Source organism: Streptomyces sp. NPDC029014 (assembly GCF_055564695.1).
The window spans coordinates 36,344-54,216 of the sequence record NZ_JBVHVT010000063.1 but is presented as its reverse complement, the minus strand read 5'-3'; the positions used below and the strand labels follow the sequence as shown (position 1 = coordinate 54,216).

The window sequence follows — 17,873 nt, the reverse complement described above, 5'->3', positions numbered from 1 at the left end:
CAACACCCCCCACCACCCCCCCCCCCCCCCCCCCCCCCCCCCCCCCCCCCCCCCCCCCCCCCCCCCCCCCCCCCCCCACGACTCCGCCTACCGGGTCCGGGCCACGGTGGTGACGCGGCTGCGCCTCCCGGGATTTCGGACGCCGGAGAGGTCGGCGATGCGGCCGCCCTCGACAGCAACGGCCAGGACGCCGCCGGGCACCACGACGTCGGGGGCGAGCACATCGAGGAGTTCCTGCGGGTTCCCGCTCTCCAGGGCGTGTGGGAACTACTCCAGGGCCGCCCGGGCCTCGCCCGGCCCTGGAGGACGTCTTCGGCGTCGGCCGCCGATCCGAGCATCTCGTGGGCGACGCTGAAGAGCAGGTCGCGGTGGGCCGCGAGCCCCTCGATCGCCGGGTCGGTGCGGTGATCGGTGCTCTGGTCGGTCACCTGTCTCGGTCCCTCTCTCGAACGCCGGTCAGATGTCCTCGGCGCAAGGCGGTTGTCCCGTGGCAGGGTCAGCCGCCCAGGGTGAGGCTGATGTGGGGGGCGAGGGCGGTGAGGAAGTCGGGGGCGTCGAAGATGCGGCCGGCGGAGGCGACACCGGTGGTGCGGATCCGTCCGGTCAGGACCCGGTCGAGGGCTTCGACGACCAGAGGTGCGGTGACGGCGTAGATGTCGCGGCCCTCGGCGACGGCGCGGCGCTCGACGCCGCCGGAGCGGACGATCACGTCGACCAGGAAGGTCTGGTCGGAGCGGCCGAGCTCGTCGGTGGCGGTGGGCGCGGGGGTGTCGGACGAGGCGATGTCCTGGGCGGCGTCGACGGCCATGTGGGTGTGGACGTCACGGATCGACAGGTGGTCGGTGACCGTGACGACGTCGGCCATGGTGAACTCGGTGACGACCGGGCGGGGTCCCATCGGCGCGGGGAAGGGCCACGCGGTGGTGGGCGGGGTGTCGGTACGGCGCTGCCAGGCGCCGCCGCTGTAGCGCAGGCGGTACCCGCCGCGCCGTTCGCGGGAGACCGCACCGGACAGGCGGGTTCCGGCGGTGGGGTGCCAGCCGCTCAGGCCGTAGGCGATGTGGGCCTCGTCGGCGTGGGTCCAGTCCCCCATCGCGGTCGTGACCAGGAGGTCGCCCAAGCCACCGAAGAACGCCATCGCCGGGACGACCACGGCCTTCTCCTCGCGCGCCCGGTCGGCGTAGAGGGCGAACGTGTCGAGGTTGGCCTCCAGTTCGGCGGCCACGTCCAGGTACGGGATCCCCGCCCGCAGGGCCGCCTCGATCACCGGGCCGGTCGTCGAGGCGAACGGGCCCGCGCAGTTGATCACCGCGGCCGTGCCGGCCAGCGCCCGGTCGAGCGCAGCCGCGTCGTCGACCGGGGCCGGGCGGGCCCCGTACCCGGTCTCGTCGGCCAGGGCGGTCAGCTTCGCGGTGTCACGGCCGGAGAGGACCGGCAGGTACCCGCGGGCGGCCAGCTCGGCCACCACGAACCTGCCCGTGTGCCCGTACGCGCCGTAGACCGCCACCGTGGTGTGCGTCGTGCCGTTCACGAAATCCGCTCCCCTGCCTCGCATGTGCTGTGCGCCCCCGCTCCGCCTTCTTCGCGGCGGGCCGGTGCGCTGTGACGGACTCATCCTGGCCGGGGCCGGTCCACCCCACCAGTGTCCGGAACGACACGGGGCGTACAGTTCCCGACATGCGAAGCGTCGCCCTGGCCGTCACCGACGGCATGCTCCATTTCGAACTGTCGCTGGCCTGCGAGGTGTTCGGCTCGGACCTGACCCATCTGGTGGACCCCTGGTACCGGTTCTCGCTGTGCGGGTCGGGACCCGTGGTCGTGGACAGGTTCCGGCTGGAGCCGGACGAGGGGCTCGCCGGGCTGGCGCGCGCGGACACCGTGATCGTGCCGGGCTGGGCCGACGTCGAGCGCGACCCGCCGGTCGAACTCGTCGACGCGGTACGCGCCGCCCATGACGCCGGAGCACGCGTGGTGTCCCTGTGCACGGGCGCGTTCGTCCTGGCCGCCGCCGGGCTCCTCGACGGCCGGCGCGCCACCACCCACTGGGCCCACACCGGCGAACTGGCGCGCCGCCACCCCCGGATCACGGTCGACCCCGACGTCCTGTACGTCGACGACGGCAGCGTCCTGACCTCGGCGGGGAAGGCCGCGGCGATGGACCTGTGCCTCCATCTGGTCCGACTCGACCACGGGACGGCGATCGCCAACACCGTCGCCCGCCGGCTGGTCGTCCCGCCCCACCGGGACGGCGGCCAGGCCCAGTTCGTCCGTACGCCCGTTCCTGCGCCCGGCAACCACCCCCTGGCCGAACTCCTGCCCTGGATCCTGGCCCGCCTCGACGCACCCCTCACCGTCGACGACCTCGCCCGGCAGGCCGGCATGAGCTCCCGCCATCTGACCCGGCACTTCAAGACCGTCACGGGCACCACGCCTCTGCAGTGGCTGCACATCCAACGCATCCGTCACGCGCAGGAACTCCTGGAGGGCACCGACGCCACCATCGACGCCATCGCCTCCACCACGGGGATGGGCACCGCCACCACACTCCGGCGGCACTTCCACCGCAGCGTGGGCGTCCCACCCGACACCTACCGCCGCACCTTCCGCACCGGCGCCCTCCTGCACGACCGTCCCGAAGGCCGACGAGAGTGATCACTCGGCGCCGTCCGTTCGCCGGCTGCGGTCACCGGCGCGGACGGGGCCCTACCCGGGCGGCCGTCGGCCGTCGAAGCCGGTGATCATGGCGTGCAGGCCCGCGTCGAACCACCGCTGGTAGCAGGCGAGGGCTGCAGCGTCGTCCGCCGGGGCGGCGTCGGCGTCGGCGTCCTCGGTGCTGGGCGGGCGTCCGACCTGGGCCAGTGCGTGGCCGAGGGTGTAGACGCCGACGGACTGGATGCGGATCAGCGCTTCGTCGGTGTCGATGCCGGCGGCGGTGAAGCGGTCGAGGAGGGCGGCCAAGAGCGGCAGGGCGGTGTCGGGTTCGACGGGGTGGGTGGCCAGGAGGGGTACGGCGTGGGGGTGGTCCAGGAGTATGCGCCGGTAGGCGGTGGCGAAGTCGGTCAGGGCCTGGGTCCAGGTCTCTCCGGCGTCCAGGCCGGCCAGGGCTGAGGCGAACAGCGGTTGACGACCTTCGAGATGACGGCGTCCCGGCCGGGGAGGTGGCGGTAGAGGGACATCGCCGCGACCCCGAGGCGCGTGCCCAGGCGGCGCATGGTCAGCGCATCCGGTCCTTCGCGGTCCAGGAGGTCGATGGCCGCGGCGGTGATCCGGTCCACGCTGATCTGGGCGGGCCGGCCTCCCCGGCCGGGACGTGATGCCTGAGTCATGGCATCAGAGTCGCAGACTCACCCACGCAGCGTGACGGCCAGGGTGGCCCCCGTCATGACCGGGGTGAGGAGGGCGACGACCATGTGCTGGACGTCCGGGACGACGCTGCGGCCCTGCGCGGGAAGGACCTTCACCGTGCGGGTGTAGTCGCGTGCATAGGAATCCCGCTGCGCCTGCGTGCTGACGCCGTAGTACGGCAGCCACCAGCTCGCCGCGTGCCCCACCAGGACCGACAGGCACAGCACGAGGGCCACGACCCGCGAGGCCCCGTGGCCCGCGGCGATACCGCCGGAGATGAGCAGCGGGAGGGTGGTTGCAGTGTGCGTACGCCGTAAGCGTACAGCGTACGCACACCTGGTCCAGCACGGCCCGCCTGCGCTGACCGGCTCCGCTATCTAGACTGGAACGGAATGGCCAGGCCGCCCCTCCATCGCACGATGCCGGTCTTGAGGGAGGTCGGTCCCCGTGGACCTCAACACGATCACCGAAGTCGTCCGGCGACCCTCCGAGCAGCCGGCCGCCGACTGGCGCGAGGGGGACGCCTGGCTGGCAGGCGGCACCTGGCTGTTCTCCACGGAGCAGCCCGACCTGCGCCGCCTGGTCGATCTCACGGCGCTGCGTTGGGCCCCCCTCGTCCCGAGCGACGAGGGCCTCGAGATCGGTGCCACCTGCACCATCCGCGACCTGTACGCCTTCGCGCATCCGGACGACTGGACCGCGGGCCCGCTGCTCACCACGAGCTGCGAGGCCTTCCTGTCCTCGTTCAAGGTCTGGAACGCGGCGACCGTCGGCGGGAACATCTGCATGTCCCTGCCGGCCGGCCCCATGATCACGCTGACGGTGGCGCTGGAGGCCACGTACGAACTGTGGGCCCCCGACGGGTCCGAGCGCACCGTGGACGCCCTCGACTTCGTGACCGGCGACGGCCGGAACGTCCTCGCCCCCGGGGAGATCCTGCGGCGCGTCCGCATCCCGGCGAACGCCCTGGGGAAACGCGCCGCCCACCGCATCTTCACGCTCACCCACCTCGGCCGTTCCACCGTCTTCATCGTCGGTACGCGAACGCCCGGCGCGAACGACCTGCTGCTCACCGTCACGGCCGGCACCACACGACCGGTGCGCATGGCCTTCGACACCGCGCCCGATGCCCGCGACCTCCAGCAGGGCATCGACCTCATCCCCGGCGACGTCTGGTTCGCGGACGCCAACGGCACCCCCGACCACCGCCGCCATCTGACGAAGCACTTCGCCGAGGAGATTCGTCGCGAACTCGCGGACGGGGACCCGTCATGACGTACAGCGTCAACGGCAAGGCCTTCGAGCAGGAGCCGGAGCCCGGCCAGTGCCTGCGCACGTTCCTCCGCTCACTCGGCCACTACGGCGTCAAGAAGGGCTGCGACGCCGGCGACTGCGGTGCCTGCACGGTGTGGTTGGACGGCCACCCGGTCCACAGCTGCATCACTCCGGCGTTCCGCGCGGACGGCCACGAGGTGACCACCATCGAGGGTCTCGGCTCGCCCGGCAACCTGCATCCGATGCAGCGTCGGTTCCGCGACGCGCCCGGATTCCAGTGCGGCTTCTGCACCGCAGGGATGATCATGACGTCGGCAGCGTTCACCGAGGCGCAGAAGGCGAACCTGCCCCGTGCCCTGAAGGGCAACCTCTGCCGCTGCACCGGCTACCGGGCCATCGAGGACGCGGTGAACGGCGTCGTCGGCGTGGAGACGGCCAGGCCGGGAAAGGCCGTCGGCACGAGTGTGGGCGCACCCGCGGCCAACGACGTGGTGACCGGACGGGCCGAGTTCACCATGGACACCCGGATGGAGGGAATGCTGCACCTCAAGGTGCTGCACTCACCCCACGCGCACGCCCGCATCCTCTCGATCGACAGGACCGCGGCACTCGCGGTTCCCGGCGTGCACCGCGTCTACACCTGGGAGGACGTGCCCCGCAGGCGCTTCACCACGGCCATCCACACCGACCACCTGGTCGATCCGGACGACACCCTCATCCTCGACGACACGGTCCGCTTCGTGGGCCAGCGCGTCGTAGCGGTGCTGGCCGACACACCCGGCGCGGCCGAGGCGGGCTGCCGCAAGGTTCGCGTCGAGTACGAGCGCCTGCCGGCGGTGTTCGAGCCCGAGGAGGCCATGGCCGAGGGGGCTCCGCAGATACACCGCACGCCCGACCCGTTCGTCCGTGATCCCGTCCACAACATCCTGGTCGAACTCCATGCGCACATCGGGGACGTGGAGGCGGGGTTCACCGAAGCCGACGTGATCCACGAGGGCACGTACTCCTCGCCACGCGTGCAACACGCGCACCTGGAGACGCACGGCTCGATCGCCTGGATGGAGGACGGGCGGCTGAACGTCCGCACCAGTTCCCAGTCGCCGTCGATCGCCAAGGTCAAGTTGAGCCATCTGTTCGCGCTGCGCCCCGACCAGCTGCGGGTGTTCTGCAAGCGGGTGGGCGGCGGCTTCGGCGGCAAACAGGAAGTGATCTCGGAGGACCTGGTGGCGCTCGCCACGCTGGACACCGGGCGGCCCGTCTGCTTCGAGTACACCCGCGAGGAGGAGTTCACCACCGCCTCGCCACGGCACCCGATGACGCTGACGGTCAAGCTGGGTGCCAAGGCGGACGGCACGCTCACGGCCCTCCAGGTCCGCAACGTGTCGAACACGGGCGCCTACGGCAACCACGGCGGCGAAACGCTGTACGCAGGCGGCGCCGCCGTCATGCTCTACCGCTGCCCCAACAAGAAGTACGACGCCTACTCGGTCTACACCAACACCGTGCCGAGCGGGGCACTGCGCGGTTACGGGATGACGCAGCCGGCGTTCGCCATGGAGTCCGCGATGCACGAGCTCGCGCTCGCCCTGCACATGGACCCGCTCGAACTCCGGCGCCGCAACATCGTACGGCCGGGTGACCCGCTCGTCGCCCTGCACGACGGCCCGGACGACGTGACCTTCACGGAGGACGGACTGGCGAAGTGCATCGACCTGGTGGATCGGGCCATGGCCCGGCCCGCGCAGGAGCCGGACCTCGGCCCGGGGTGGCTCATCGGCTCCGGCGTCGCGAGCTCGCTGCACGAGACCGCGCCCCCGACCGAGCACATCTCCGAGGCCTGGGTCACGCTGGGCGACGACCTCGTGTACGAAGTGGCCGTCGGCACCGCCGAGTTCGGCGAAGGCACCTCGACCGCTCACGTCCAGATCGCGGCCGGCCAACTGGGGACCACGCCGTCCCGGATCCGTTTGGTGCAGTCCGATACCGACCGCACCGGGTTCGACACCGGCGCGTTCGCGAGCGCGGGTCTGTTCGTGTCGGGCAACGCGGTGCTGCGGGCGTCCAACGCCGTGCGCGACCGCATCCTGGAGTTCGCCGCCGCCCACACGGGCGTCCACGTCGTGATGTGTTCCATGGACGACGACGGCGTCACCTGCGGCGACCGGCGCGTGTCCCTGGCCGAGCTGGTGGTACTGGCCCGGGCCCGCGGCATCCGGTTCACCGCTGCCCGCAAGGCCTACGGTTCGCCCCGTAGCGTCACCTCCAATACCCAGGGGTTCCGGATCGCCGTCCACCGGACGACGGGAGAGATCCGCATCCTGTACAGCGTCCAGGCGACCGACGCGGGCGTGGTCATCAACCCCCAACAGGTCCGGGGACAGGTGGAGGGCGCCGTCGCCCAGGGCATCGGCTTCGCCCTGACCGAGAACTTCCTCGTCGACGCGAGCGGGGCCGTGGTCAACCCGAACCTCCGCAACTACCGCATCCCCACCTACGCCGACGTGCCGCGCACCGAGGTGCTCCTCGTGGACTCGGCGGACTCCGTCGGCCCCCTGCGGTCGAAGGGGATGGCGGAGTGCAGCATCAACCCGGTGGCTCCCGCGCTGGCCAACGCGCTCCAGGACGCCACGGGCATCCGCTACCGTGCGCTGCCCCTGACTCCCGAACGGATCTACAGCCGGCTGGGCGAGAAGCAGCCCGTCCCTAAGGCCTGAGCCATGGACACCGACAAGCACGAAGACGCCGCGGCTACGGCCATCATCGGCCAGAAGGTCCTGCCCGGCCGGGAACAGGAGTACGACGCGTGGCAGGACGAGGTCAACGCCGCCGCAGCCGGCTTCCCCGGATACCTCGGCGTCGAGGTCTCCCGGCCGACACCCGTGCAACCCGAATGGGTCATCGTCTACCGGTTCGACTCGATCCCCCACCTCCAGGCGTGGATCAACAGCGCCACCAGGCAGCGGCTCCTGGAGGTCGGCGACACCTATCTCGACGGCCCGGGGACGCAGCGGGTCCTCAGCGGTCACGTCAAAGCCCCTGATCCGCTGGTGACCGTGGTGATCACCCACCGTGTCCACCCGGAGCGCGTGGACGACTTCCTCGCGTGGCAACGCCGCATGAGCGAGGAGGAGAGCAGGTTCGAGGGCTTTCGGGGCACCGAGATGTTCCGGCCCATCGACGGTCTTCAGGACGAATGGATCACGCTCTACCGCTTCGACAGCGCCCAGCACCTCGACACCTGGCTGACCTCGACCAAGCGGCAGGAACTCCTGGCCGAGGGAAGGGAATTCAACGATTTCAAGCTGACGACCGTCGACAACTCGTTCGGCAGTTGGTTCGCCTTCGACGAGGACGGCAAAGCAGCGCCGGCGCCCTCCGAGACGAGGACCGCCATCGCCGTCTGGGTCGGCCTGTACCCGACCGTCGTCTTCCTGACGCTCGCCCTGTCGCCGCTGCACATGCCGTTCTGGCTCGGAATGCTGGTCGGGAACCTGCTGTCCAGCCTCCTGATGACCTTCCTCACGATGCCCTTCTACGTGAACCCGCTGCTCAAGCGGTGGCTGCGACCGCCTCCGGACGAGCCGCCGGCGAGGAACAACCGCATCGGCCTCGCGGTGGTCACCGCGGCGACGGTGTGCTGGGCCGCCGTCATCTACCTCATCACGACGCAGATCTGGACGCTGCCCTGACGCCGCCCCCGTGACATGGCCCCGCCCCTCCGGATCCCTGACTTCCGGAAGGGCGGGGCCATGTCACAGGAGGTCGAAGGACGACTCAGTGCTGGACCACGGTGCAGTTGACGGTGGTCCCGTCGGCCGCCTTGACGACGTACTTGCTCCCGCTGAGACCGCCGACGTCGAACCTTCCCCCCTTGGTGGGGACGGTGCCCGACGCTGATCCGGTGTAGGTCACCTTTCCGTTGGGGAATCCCTCACCCCACAGGTGGTACTTGCCGGCCGAGTCCACTTCGACCCTGCACGTCGCGGCGGTCGCCACCGCGGGCGTGGCCGTGGTCGAGGCGTGTGCGGCAACAGCGGGGCCCACCGCGAGCGCAGGGGCCACCAGGAGCGTGAGTGCTGCAAGACGACGTGTCCGGTTCATCGTTCAACCTGCCTTGGACGCTGACGGTGCGGCCGGTGGGGCGTGACGGCTCCGGTACCCGCGGCAGTGGCCGCACAGCACTCCGAGGGGGGAAGGTCTCACACCGTTACGCCGTGCGCATGTCGCCCCACAGGGACCGCGCGTTCCGTCTGGTTTCCGGCGCATTCCGTGAGGCCTGATGTAATTTTCATCCTATCGTCCGGCTTGTCGCACGGCACCTCACGGCCTGCCGCTCCCGATGCCGTTCTCCTGGACGTACCGCGCGAACTCGGACACGGGTCTGCGCGAGGCCTCCTGCATCGCCGAACGGGTCATGCCCGCGGAGTGCGGGGACAGGGTGCAGTGCGGGTTGCCCCTGAGCGGGGAGGCGAACCCGGTGCCCTCGGTCTCGAAGACGTCGACCGCCGCATGCCACGGGCCCGATCCCGGGTCACGCAGGGCACGGTCGAGGTCGGCTTCGCGGACCACGCTCGCCCGGGCCGTGTTGACCAGCACCGATCCCGGCCGCATCAGCGCCAGTTCCGCCGAGCCGATCAGGCCGTCCGTCTCCGCTGTGGCGGGCACGTGGACGGAGACCACGCCACAGGCCTCCAGCAGCTCCTTCAGGGATCCGACCCGGCGGCCGGGCCACCCGGCCGCGCGCTCCGGCGTGAAGCGCGGCGATCCGAACACCCACGCCTCGGCGCCGAAGGCGCGCACCAGCTCGGCGACCCGGCGTGCCGTCGCCCCCGATCCCACGAGTCCGACGCGGGCACCGTCGAGGCTGCCCGTGGGCAGGTCCGCGGTCGCCGTGCCCCAGGAGCCCTCCCGCAGGGCCTGCGCGCGCCGCGACACTCCGCGCAGGGAGTCGGGCACGAGGGCCAGGGTCAGCTCGGCGACGGCCCCGGCATTGGCCCCGGGCGTGGTGCGCAGGGCGACACCCAGACGCCGGGCGGCCGCCGCGTCGAACGAGTCGGAGCCCGCCGCGGCGCGTCCGACCAGTTCGAGTCGGTGCTGGAGGGAGGCCGAAGTCGCCCGTACGAGCACGGCCTCGGTGAGGGGGATGCCGGCCCGGCACTCCAGGGCCTCGTAGCCCGTCCCGCCGTCTTCGAGCTGCCGGGCCAACTCCTCTTCCTCGAACCCGTCGAAGTCCACGGTCCGCCACTGGGCTGCGCTGCGCGACCGCAGTTCCGGGTCGGTCACCCGGCGGACGTTGACCGTTGGTTCGAGGCCGAGCCGGTCGAGGTCCGCGAGCTCGGTCCGTGCCGTCGTGCCGGGGGCACGGTCGACGACGAGGACCCGGCCGCGGGAGGCGCCGCCCTCCGCGTCCGGCTCATGCGTCCGACCCCCGACAGGGTTCCACTGCCTTTCGCGTGCGTGTTGTCCGACCCGAGCGGTCGTATCACCAGCCAAGCACATCGCGTTCACCGCCGGAGGCTGCGGAGTTGGGTGCCTCGGCCGTGGTTGTGCGTGTGTCGACGCAGTCCACCGCAGCCGCCCTTGCTACTGTCCACTTCGCCCAAATCGCCCGTAAGTGAATGATTCGCGCTCGCTGGTGGCCGAGAGGAAACGGACAATGAACGACTTTTCCCGCCGTAAAATGCTCAAGGCGACGGCAGTCGCCGGTGCCGGTGCGGTCGTCGCACAGGGCGTCACGGCTGCCGAGGCCCACGGTGCGGCCACCGAAACCCTCGGTACGACCGCTGTGAACGCGGCGTCCGATGACGGAAAGTGCCCGCGGGCGAAGCTGACCGGCCGCATCGTCCGCCCCGAGGACCCCGGGTACACGGATGCCCGCCTCGGCTGGGACCAGCTCTTCTCCCACTACCCGCTGATCATCGTCTTCGCCCAGAACACCCAGGACGTGGTCAACGCCCTGACGTGGGCGCGGCAGCACGACGTCGCGGTGCGGGTCCGCAGCGGCCGCCACAGCCTTGAGGGCTGGTCGAACGTCGACAACGGCCTCGTGATCGACATCAGCGAGCTGAAGTCCGTCCACATCGACAACGGCGCCCGCGTCGCGACCGTCGGCGCCGGACTCAACCAGCTGGAAGCGGTGACCACGCTCTCGGAGCAGAACTTCGCGGTGACGACGGGAACCGAAGGCACCGTGGGCCTGTCCGGAGCGACGCTCGGCGGCGGTTTCGGCTTCCTCACCCGCTGGCTCGGCATGGCCTGCGACAGCCTGATCGGGGCCGAGATCGTCGTCGCGGAAGGCGCCGAGTGCGCCAAGGTGATCAAGGTCGATCTGCGCGACAACGCGGACCTGCTCTGGGCGCTGCGCGGCGCGGGGAACGGCAACTTCGGGATCGTCACCTCACTCACCTACAAGTTGGCCCCACTGAGGAGCGTCACGTACGTACAGGCCGTCTGGGACGGGACCGCCGACCTGTACAGGATCTTCGAGGCCTACCAGCGCAATGCGCCGTACACCGACGTCCGCCTCGGCACGCAGCTCGAATTCCACCGGAACCAGATCCTGCTGTTCGCGGTCCTCGCGGAGGGAACGCCCGCGGAGGCGAAGAAGCTGCTGACCCCGATCCTGTCGATCGACAGCCCTACCGTGACGGTGCAGGTGGGGAGCTGGGGCCAGGTGTACTCGGACTTCCAGATCCCGAACTCGGAGGAACCCGCGAACTGGAAGTTCTACTCGCAGTTCACCAGGAAGCCGTTCCCGAAGAAGGCGATCGAGGTGGTCTCCTCGTTCATCCGCGACGCGCCCACGGATGACAGCAACTTCTTCGTGCAGGCGTTCGGCGGGAACGTCAGGAAGAGCCCCCGCGGCGGTACGGCGTTCCCGCACCGCGACGCGCTCTTCTACTCCGAGCCCGGCGCCGGCTGGGGCACCCGCTCCGACCAGCCGGGCGTCTGCGACCCGCTCACCCCGCAGGCCCAGGCCTGGATCGCCGAGTTCAGCCTGGCGCTGCGCCCCTACGTCGACGGCGCCTACGTCAACGTGCCGAACATCGGCATGCAGGACTGGGAGACCGCCTACTGGGGGTCCAACTTCGACCGACTGCGCAAGATCAAGGCGGAGTACGACCCGCGGAACGTCTTCCAGTACGAGCAGAGCATCCCGCCTGCGTCCTGCTGAACGAGCAGGCCTGAGCCCCCTCCCGACCGGCGAGGGGGCTCAGCCATGTCCGGCCCGTCCCGGACCGAACCGCCGGCCGAGGAGGGCGGCAGAAGCGTAAAGAATTCTCCAAGCGCGGCCCCCGGTGTGGTAGAAGGTCGGTTTCCGCACGCCTGCCCTGCAGGAATGCAAACTCAAATACGTGAAGGCCGTGCGCGAGCGGGGGGCCAACGGCGAGCATTTGAATGCCGCCAAAACTGGACATATAGGCCACATTCGGGCGCGTGACAGAAGTCATTCTGCGTAGATCGTCATTGCTTGACGCGAGCAGATTTGCACATAGTTGCCACTGCTACGGCTCCCTGCAGGTCGTCGGGCGCTGCTCCGGTGCCGCGGCCGGGGAGCACGCCGACCACCGAGTGAAAGGGACGTGCGCCCATGAAGACCGCGCCCCAGCGACTGCGCTCTGGTCTGGCCGCCGGAGCGGCCGTCGTCGTCCTGTTGTGGGCCGTCCAGGTGCAGCCGTCCGCCCGCCCCGACGACATCATCGGGGCTCCCGCACACCTGACCGGCCTCCTCGCCGGCTACGGCATCCTCGTCATGCTCTTCCTGATGGCACGCGTCCCGGCGGTCGAGCACGGCATCGGCGCCGACCGCCTCGCCCGCTGGCACGCCTTCGGCGGCCGGTGGGTGCTGGTCCTGTGCGCCGCCCACGGGCTCTTCGCCCTCGTCGTGTACGCCCTGCGCAGCGGGACCGACCTGCTCAGCGCCAATGCGGAACTGCTCCGCTACCCGGCCGTCGCCGCCGCCTACGCCGGAGCCGCCCTGCTGGCCGGTGTCGGCCTGGTCTCCGCCCGGGCCGTACGCCGCCGGGTCTCGCACGAGGCGTGGCGCGGCATCCACCTGCTCACCTACCTCGCCGCCGCCCTCGGCTTCGTCCACCAGCTGGCGGGCCCCGACGTCCGCGTCACGTCCTTCACCACCTGGCTCTGGGCGCTGCTGCACACCGTCGTCGGCGTCCTGCTCGCCTGGTACCGGGGGTTCGTCCCGGTCCGCCAGGCCCTGCGGCACGGGCTGCGCGTCGCCGCCGTCGAACGCGAAGGCCCCGACGTGGTCTCCGTGACCATCGAGGGCGGCCGGCTCGGCGAGCTCCAGGCCGAGCCGGGCCAGTTCTTCCGCTGGCGCTTCCTGCGGGGCGGCCTGTGGCACACCGCCCTTCCGTTCTCGCTCTCCGCGCCCGTTCGCGACGACCGCCTCCGCATCACCGTGAAGGCGCTCGGCGCGCACTCGCGACGGGTCCGCGGGCTGCGCCCCGGCACCCGGGTCCTGGCGACCGGCCCGTTCGGGGCGCTGACCTGGCGTCGGCGCACCCGCCCGAAGGTCCTGCTGATCGCCGGCGGCATCGGGATCACCCCGATGCGCGCCCTCTTCGAGGCGCTGCCCGCCGGGCCCGGCGACCTGACGCTGCTCTACCGCGCGGGCGACGCCGGTCAGCTGGTCCTGCGGGACGAGCTGGAGGCCATCGCGGCGGAGCGCCGGGCCGGCCTGCACTACCTGGTGGGGCGTTCCGACGAGGCGTACGACCCGCTCGCCCCCCAGGCCCTGCGCGCGCTCGTGCCCGACCTGTCCGACCACGACGTCTACCTGTGCGGGCCGCCCGGAATGGCGGATGCCACGACCGCGTCGCTGATCCGCGCCGGCGTCCCCTCCGGGCGGATCCACTCCGAGTGCTTCACCTACTGAGGACCCCGATCTCCCGATGAACCAGCCACTGAAGCAGCCGGTCGGCCTCTGGACGGGGCAGCCGACGGACGCGTACCGCGCTCGTCGGGAGTCCGTCGCCGAGCACGGCGCGACGGCGTCCGCCGGAGCACACCCGCCGGGCGGCCGGACGGCCGCCCGGCACCGGAAGTCCTCGCGCTCGTGCCGGCTCGCTGCCGGCCTCGCCCTGGTCAGCGTGGTGACCGCGACGGCCATCACGATGACCGTCGACCCGGCCGCGCCGGCCCCGGACGGACAGCCGCACGTCCACTCCGCACGCTGAACCCCGCACGCTGCCCGCCGCGCCGGGGCCGCCCTCCACGGCTCAGCGTCCGCCGGCCGGACCGCCCCGGTCCAGGACGCCCTCGACCGCGGCGAGGAGCCGCTCCCCCACGCGGTCGACGCTTCCGTTCTGGGCGCTGACCTGAGCGCCTTCCAGGAGGAAGGTGATCTCTGCGGCGGCCTCGTCGGGAGCCCCCGCACCGGCCTTCTCGCACATGCCCGTGAGCCGGCGCAGCTGGGTGGCCTTGTGGTCCTCGATCAGTCGGCGGGCCGGGTGTCCCCGGTCGGGCAGGCCCGCGATGGAGTTGACGAAGGGACAGCCCCGCTGCGCGATGTCCGGCAGCCCCTCGACGACGAACCGCGTCACGGCGAGGACCTGGGCCCGGCCGTCCCCGGGGTGCTCGGTCTCCGCCCGGTCGAAGGCGGCCGAGTACCCCGCTGCGACGATCCTCAGCCACTCCTCGATCAGGGCGTCCTTGGTGACGAAGTGCCGGTAGAGGGCCATTTTCGTGGTCTTCGCCTGCTCGGCGACGGCCTGGACCCCGACGGCCCTGATGCCCTCGCGCAGGAAGAGCTCCTCCGCGGCGTCGAGGATGCGTTCACGCGGGGGGAGGCGGGCCACTCTCGTGTCCCGCCCGGGCCTCTGGGGGCTGCTCGCCATGTCCGCCTCGCTTCGGTCGCCGTCGCACCAACCTCTTGCCACCCCATGCTACGTTACCGACCGACCCCGAACGATACCGATCGGTATCACGCGGGACCGATCGGACACTGCGAGGCTGAGCACCTTGAAGCTGCACGAATACACCCGGTACGACGCCGTGGGGCTGGCCGACCTCGTCGCACGAGGAGAGGTCACCGCCGCGGAACTGGCCTCCGCGGCCCAGGACGCGATGGCGGCCGTCAATCCCCGTATCAACGCCGTCGTGGAGAGCTGGCCGGCCGAGGACGCTCCGGACCCGGGCAGCACACCGCTCGCCGGAGTCCCGTTCCTCATCAAGGACCTGGCCGTGGCCATGCAGGGCAAGCGCGTCGAACTGGGCAGTCGCCTCGCCGCCGGCCATGTGGCCGCTGCGGACTCCTTCCTCATGCGACGGTTCCGGCGTGCCGGCCTGGTGACGCTGGGCCGCACGGCGTCCCCCGAATTCGCGTACAGCACCACCACGGAGCCCCTCCTCCACGGGGCGACCCGCAACCCCTGGGACCTCACCAGGACGCCGGGGGGTTCCAGCGGCGGGTCGGCCGCGGCCGTCGCCGCCGGCATCACCCCCCTCGCGCACGCCACCGACGCGGCCGGCTCGATCCGCGTCCCCGCCGCCAGTACGGGGCTGTTCGGACTCAAGCCCACCCGCGGGCGCGTCTCCATGGGTCCGGACGCCGACGAGGTCTTCAACGGCCTGGGCGTGCACGGCGCCCTCAGCCGGACCGTGCGCGACAGCGCGACGCTCCTCGACCTGATCCACGGCCCCGAAAGCGGCGACCCCTACTTCGCGGCACCTCCCCGACGCCCGTACGCCGAGGAGAGCACCCGTGACCCCGGACGACTCCACGTCGGACTGCTCACCACACCCTGGAACGGACGCGCCGTGGAGCCGGCCGTACTCAAGGCGACCCTGGCCGCCGCCCGCCTGCTGGAATCCCTCGGCCACCGGGTCGAACCCACCGGCGTGGACCTCGGGGTGGGCTGGGAGGAATTCGTCCTCGCCAATGCCCGACTGTGGACGGCGAACCTGGTGACGTGGATCGACGGCTTCGCGGAGGCATTCGGCCGCCCCGTGGACGAGACGACCGTGGAGCCCGAGATGCTGGCGAGCTACGCCTGGGGACGCCGGGTGACCGGAGCGGAGTTCGTCCGGGCGCTCGACGTGCGCAACCGGGTCGCCCGGTCGGTCGGCGCGCACTTCGAACGTCACGACGTACTGCTGACACCCACCCTTCCCGAACTTCCCGTGTCCATAGGCACCTACCACCGCGGCGCTGAGGGGGCGGACGGCCGCGGCTGGCTGGAGCACCTGTTCCACAGGTCGCCGTTCACGGCGGCCTTCAACGTCGCCGGCACCCCCGCGATGTCGGTGCCGCTGGCGACCGATCCGGCCAGCGGCATGCCCGTCGGCATCCAGTTCGCCGCCGGGTACGGGCGCGAGGACGTCCTGTTCCGCCTTGCCGGGCAACTGGAGGGGGCCGCTCCCTGGGCGCAGCGCACGCCCCCCGTGTGGGCGGGCACGCTCCCGGCCGCCTGACCCCGCCGCCGGCCCGGGCCGTCCCGGGGGAAGGGGTCGGGCCGGCGCCGGTGGCGTGCCGATCAGGGCGTTCGCTGATGGAAGGACCGTTCGGCCGGGGCCGAACCGTGCGTGCGCCATCCTGGCTCCATGACCTCCAAGGACCTCGCGTCACTCGCTTCCCTCTTCGCCGACGAGACCCGCGCGGCCTTCCTCCTGGCCCTCCTCGACGGGCGGGCCTGGACCGCCGGGGAGCTGGCCCGGCACGCGGGGGTGGCGCCGTCGACCGCCAGCGAGCACCTGGGGAAGCTCGTCGCGGGCGGGGTGCTCGCCGAGGAGCGGCAGGGCAGGCACCGGTACGTGCGGCTCGCCGACCCCGGGACCGCACAGCTCGTCGAGGACCTGGTGGCCCGCTCCGGGCCCGCCGGGCCCGACGCGCCGTGCAACCTGCGGGCTGCGAGCGCAGCACGGGCGATGGCGCGCGGGCGGACCTGCTACGACCACTTCGCCGGGCGGCTCGGGATCACGATCACCGAGGCGATGACCGGACGCGGTCTGCTGCGGCAGGACACCGGTTTCGCGCTCACCGACCAGGGCCTGGCCTGGTTCGAGGGGCTCGGCCTCTCCCTCGTGCCGAAGGGACGTCGTCCCGTCGCTCGCGGCTGCCTCGACTGGACCGAGCGGCGGCTGCACCTCGCCGGCCTCGCAGGGTCGGTGCTGTGCCGGCACGCGATGGACACCGGCTGGTGCGTGCGCATCGGGTCCGAGCGTGCGGTGAAGGTGACTCCGGCCGGCGAGCGGGCGCTGGAAGCGGCCCTCGGCATCGACTCGGCGGACCTGCTGTGAGGGCGCCCCACGGTGCGGTGACGGCCGCAAGGTCCGCGCCGTACGGTCGGTCCATGCCGAACCGAACCTCTCGACCCGCACTCGCCGCGGCCGGTGTCACCGTCGTCCTGTGGGCTTCCGCCTTCGTGTCGATCCGCAGCGCGGGGGCCGCCTACTCCCCCGGCGCCCTCGCCCTCGGACGGCTCCTCGCCGGCTCCCTGGCCCTTGGAACCGTCCTCCTGGTACGGCGCGAGGGGATGCCCCCGCGGGCGGCCTGGCCGGGGATCGCCGTGTCCGGGTTGCTGTGGTTCGGCGTGTACATGGTGGTGCTCAACTGGGGCGAGCAGGAAGTCGACGCGGGCACGGCCGCGATGGTGGTCAACATCGGTCCGATCCTGATCGCGCTGCTCGGGGCGAAGGTGCTCGGCGAGGCCCTGCCGCCCCGGCTCCTCGCCGGCATGGGCGTGTCCTTCGCGGGGGCGGTGGCCGTGGGGCTCTCCATGTCCGGGGAGGGGCACGCCTCCGTCCTCGGCGTGGCGCTCTGTCTGCTGGCGGCGATCGCGTACGCCGGGGGTGTCGTCGCCCAGAAGCCGGCGCTCGCGCACGGCAGCGCGCTCCAGGTGACGACCTTCGGGTGCCTGGTGGGCACGGTGGCGTGCCTGCCGTTCGCCGGGCAGCTGGTGGCGGAGGTCGGCCGGGCCCCGCTGTCGGCGACCCTCAACATGGTGTACCTCGGCGTCTTCCCGACCGCCCTGGCCTTCACCACCTGGGCCTACGCCCTGGCCCGTACGACCGCGGGCCGGATGGGCGCGACGACGTACGCGGTGCCCGCCCTGGCGGTACTGATGGCGTGGACGTTCCTCGGCGAGCTGCCGGGGCCGCTCACCCTGGGCGGCGGCGCGCTGTGCCTGGCAGGCGTGGCGATCTCCCGGTCCCGGCCGCGGGCGCTGGCGAAGCCCCCGGCCGCCACCGACTGACGGGCTGGTCACCGGTGTCGTCGGGGCGGGCGGTCCCGG

18 protein-coding genes and 1 pseudogene are annotated in these 17,873 nt (G+C 71.9%); 10 read left to right on the top strand and 9 right to left on the bottom strand.

Features of this window, described 5'->3' with window-relative positions; translation table 11 throughout:
• Positions 1-87: 87 nt before the first annotated feature.
• The 3 genes and pseudogenes from ACZ4VL_RS29025 to ACZ4VL_RS29015 all read right to left on the bottom strand — a co-directional run bounded on the left by ACZ4VL_RS29025 (position 88) and on the right by ACZ4VL_RS29015 (position 1,555).
• Positions 88-222 (bottom strand): hypothetical protein, encoded by a 135-nt coding sequence (locus tag ACZ4VL_RS29025; protein ID WP_468205588.1) that lies wholly within the window; start codon positions 220-222, stop codon positions 88-90.
• A 77-nt stretch (positions 223-299) separates the two neighbouring features.
• Positions 300-428 (bottom strand): annotated as a pseudogene (locus tag ACZ4VL_RS29020) (RNA polymerase subunit sigma-24); the annotation flags it as partial.
• Between the two features lie 68 nt (positions 429-496).
• Positions 497-1,555: a saccharopine dehydrogenase NADP-binding domain-containing protein gene (locus ACZ4VL_RS29015; protein WP_468205575.1), complete on the bottom strand. Its 1,059-nt coding sequence runs from the start codon at positions 1,553-1,555 to the stop codon at positions 497-499.
• Between the two features lie 122 nt (positions 1,556-1,677).
• Here ACZ4VL_RS29015 and ACZ4VL_RS29010 point away from each other — a divergent pair, with 122 nt between their 5' ends.
• On the top strand, positions 1,678-2,652 hold the full coding sequence (locus tag ACZ4VL_RS29010; protein ID WP_468205572.1) for a helix-turn-helix domain-containing protein: 975 nt from the start codon (positions 1,678-1,680) through the stop codon (positions 2,650-2,652).
• A gap of 51 nt (positions 2,653-2,703) precedes the next feature.
• Here the strand turns inward: ACZ4VL_RS29010 and ACZ4VL_RS29005 are convergent, their stop codons facing one another.
• From ACZ4VL_RS29005 to ACZ4VL_RS28995, 3 genes are read right to left on the bottom strand one after another with little or no spacing between them, the layout of a single operon-like run.
• Entirely contained in the window at positions 2,704-3,027 is a 324-nt protein-coding gene (locus ACZ4VL_RS29005; RefSeq protein WP_468205583.1) for a TetR/AcrR family transcriptional regulator C-terminal domain-containing protein, read from the bottom strand.
• Positions 3,028-3,059: 32 nt separating this feature from the next.
• Positions 3,060-3,326, bottom strand: coding sequence for a TetR/AcrR family transcriptional regulator (locus tag ACZ4VL_RS29000; RefSeq protein ID WP_468205570.1), 267 nt, complete (start codon positions 3,324-3,326; stop codon positions 3,060-3,062).
• An 18-nt stretch (positions 3,327-3,344) separates the two neighbouring features.
• Complete coding sequence (locus ACZ4VL_RS28995; RefSeq protein ID WP_468205568.1) at positions 3,345-3,581, bottom strand: hypothetical protein; 237 nt, start codon at positions 3,579-3,581, stop codon at positions 3,345-3,347.
• 211 nt (positions 3,582-3,792) lie between these two features.
• On the opposite strand from ACZ4VL_RS28995, the gene ACZ4VL_RS28990 reads away from it, so the two are divergent.
• From ACZ4VL_RS28990 to ACZ4VL_RS28980, 3 genes are read left to right on the top strand one after another with little or no spacing between them, the layout of a single operon-like run.
• Positions 3,793-4,620, top strand: coding sequence for an FAD binding domain-containing protein (locus tag ACZ4VL_RS28990; protein WP_468205565.1), 828 nt, complete (start codon positions 3,793-3,795; stop codon positions 4,618-4,620).
• A complete protein-coding gene (locus tag ACZ4VL_RS28985; RefSeq protein ID WP_468205562.1) occupies positions 4,617-7,334 on the top strand; it encodes a molybdopterin-dependent oxidoreductase in 2,718 nt (905 codons plus the stop codon). Before ACZ4VL_RS28990 ends, ACZ4VL_RS28985 begins: the two co-directional genes overlap by 4 nt.
• A gap of 3 nt (positions 7,335-7,337) precedes the next feature.
• The gene (locus ACZ4VL_RS28980) at positions 7,338-8,309 is read left to right on the top strand and encodes an antibiotic biosynthesis monooxygenase (protein ID WP_468205560.1); all 972 of its coding nucleotides are present in this window, start codon (positions 7,338-7,340) and stop codon (positions 8,307-8,309) included.
• An 85-nt stretch (positions 8,310-8,394) separates the two neighbouring features.
• Here ACZ4VL_RS28980 and ACZ4VL_RS28975 read toward each other — a convergent pair whose 3' ends face one another.
• Together ACZ4VL_RS28975 and ACZ4VL_RS28970 are read right to left on the bottom strand one after the other, a co-directional pair.
• Positions 8,395-8,721 (bottom strand): hypothetical protein, encoded by a 327-nt coding sequence (locus tag ACZ4VL_RS28975; RefSeq protein ID WP_468205558.1) that lies wholly within the window; start codon positions 8,719-8,721, stop codon positions 8,395-8,397.
• A gap of 219 nt (positions 8,722-8,940) precedes the next feature.
• Positions 8,941-9,903 (bottom strand): NAD(P)-dependent oxidoreductase, encoded by a 963-nt coding sequence (locus ACZ4VL_RS28970; protein ID WP_468205555.1) that lies wholly within the window; start codon positions 9,901-9,903, stop codon positions 8,941-8,943.
• 373 nt (positions 9,904-10,276) lie between these two features.
• Here ACZ4VL_RS28970 and ACZ4VL_RS28965 point away from each other — a divergent pair, with 373 nt between their 5' ends.
• The 3 genes from ACZ4VL_RS28965 (at position 10,277) to ACZ4VL_RS28955 (ending at position 13,817) form a co-directional block, all read left to right on the top strand.
• A complete protein-coding gene (locus ACZ4VL_RS28965; protein ID WP_468205552.1) occupies positions 10,277-11,794 on the top strand; it encodes an FAD-binding oxidoreductase in 1,518 nt (505 codons plus the stop codon).
• Positions 11,795-12,211: 417 nt separating this feature from the next.
• The gene (locus tag ACZ4VL_RS28960; protein ID WP_468205549.1) at positions 12,212-13,516 is read left to right on the top strand and encodes a ferredoxin reductase family protein; all 1,305 of its coding nucleotides are present in this window, start codon (positions 12,212-12,214) and stop codon (positions 13,514-13,516) included.
• 16 nt (positions 13,517-13,532) lie between these two features.
• Positions 13,533-13,817: a hypothetical protein gene (locus ACZ4VL_RS28955; RefSeq protein WP_468205548.1), complete on the top strand. Its 285-nt coding sequence runs from the start codon at positions 13,533-13,535 to the stop codon at positions 13,815-13,817.
• Between the two features lie 42 nt (positions 13,818-13,859).
• Here the strand turns inward: ACZ4VL_RS28955 and ACZ4VL_RS28950 are convergent, their stop codons facing one another.
• On the bottom strand, positions 13,860-14,477 hold the full coding sequence (locus ACZ4VL_RS28950; protein WP_468205545.1) for a TetR/AcrR family transcriptional regulator: 618 nt from the start codon (positions 14,475-14,477) through the stop codon (positions 13,860-13,862).
• A gap of 124 nt (positions 14,478-14,601) precedes the next feature.
• Between ACZ4VL_RS28950 and ACZ4VL_RS28945 the strand changes: the two genes are divergently transcribed.
• From ACZ4VL_RS28945 to ACZ4VL_RS28935, 3 genes are all read left to right on the top strand, one after another.
• A complete protein-coding gene (locus tag ACZ4VL_RS28945; protein WP_468205543.1) occupies positions 14,602-16,053 on the top strand; it encodes an amidase in 1,452 nt (483 codons plus the stop codon).
• A 129-nt stretch (positions 16,054-16,182) separates the two neighbouring features.
• The gene (locus ACZ4VL_RS28940) at positions 16,183-16,878 is read left to right on the top strand and encodes an ArsR/SmtB family transcription factor (protein WP_468205541.1); all 696 of its coding nucleotides are present in this window, start codon (positions 16,183-16,185) and stop codon (positions 16,876-16,878) included.
• A 53-nt stretch (positions 16,879-16,931) separates the two neighbouring features.
• Complete coding sequence (locus ACZ4VL_RS28935; RefSeq protein WP_468205538.1) at positions 16,932-17,834, top strand: DMT family transporter; 903 nt, start codon at positions 16,932-16,934, stop codon at positions 17,832-17,834.
• Positions 17,835-17,873 lie beyond the last annotated feature (39 nt).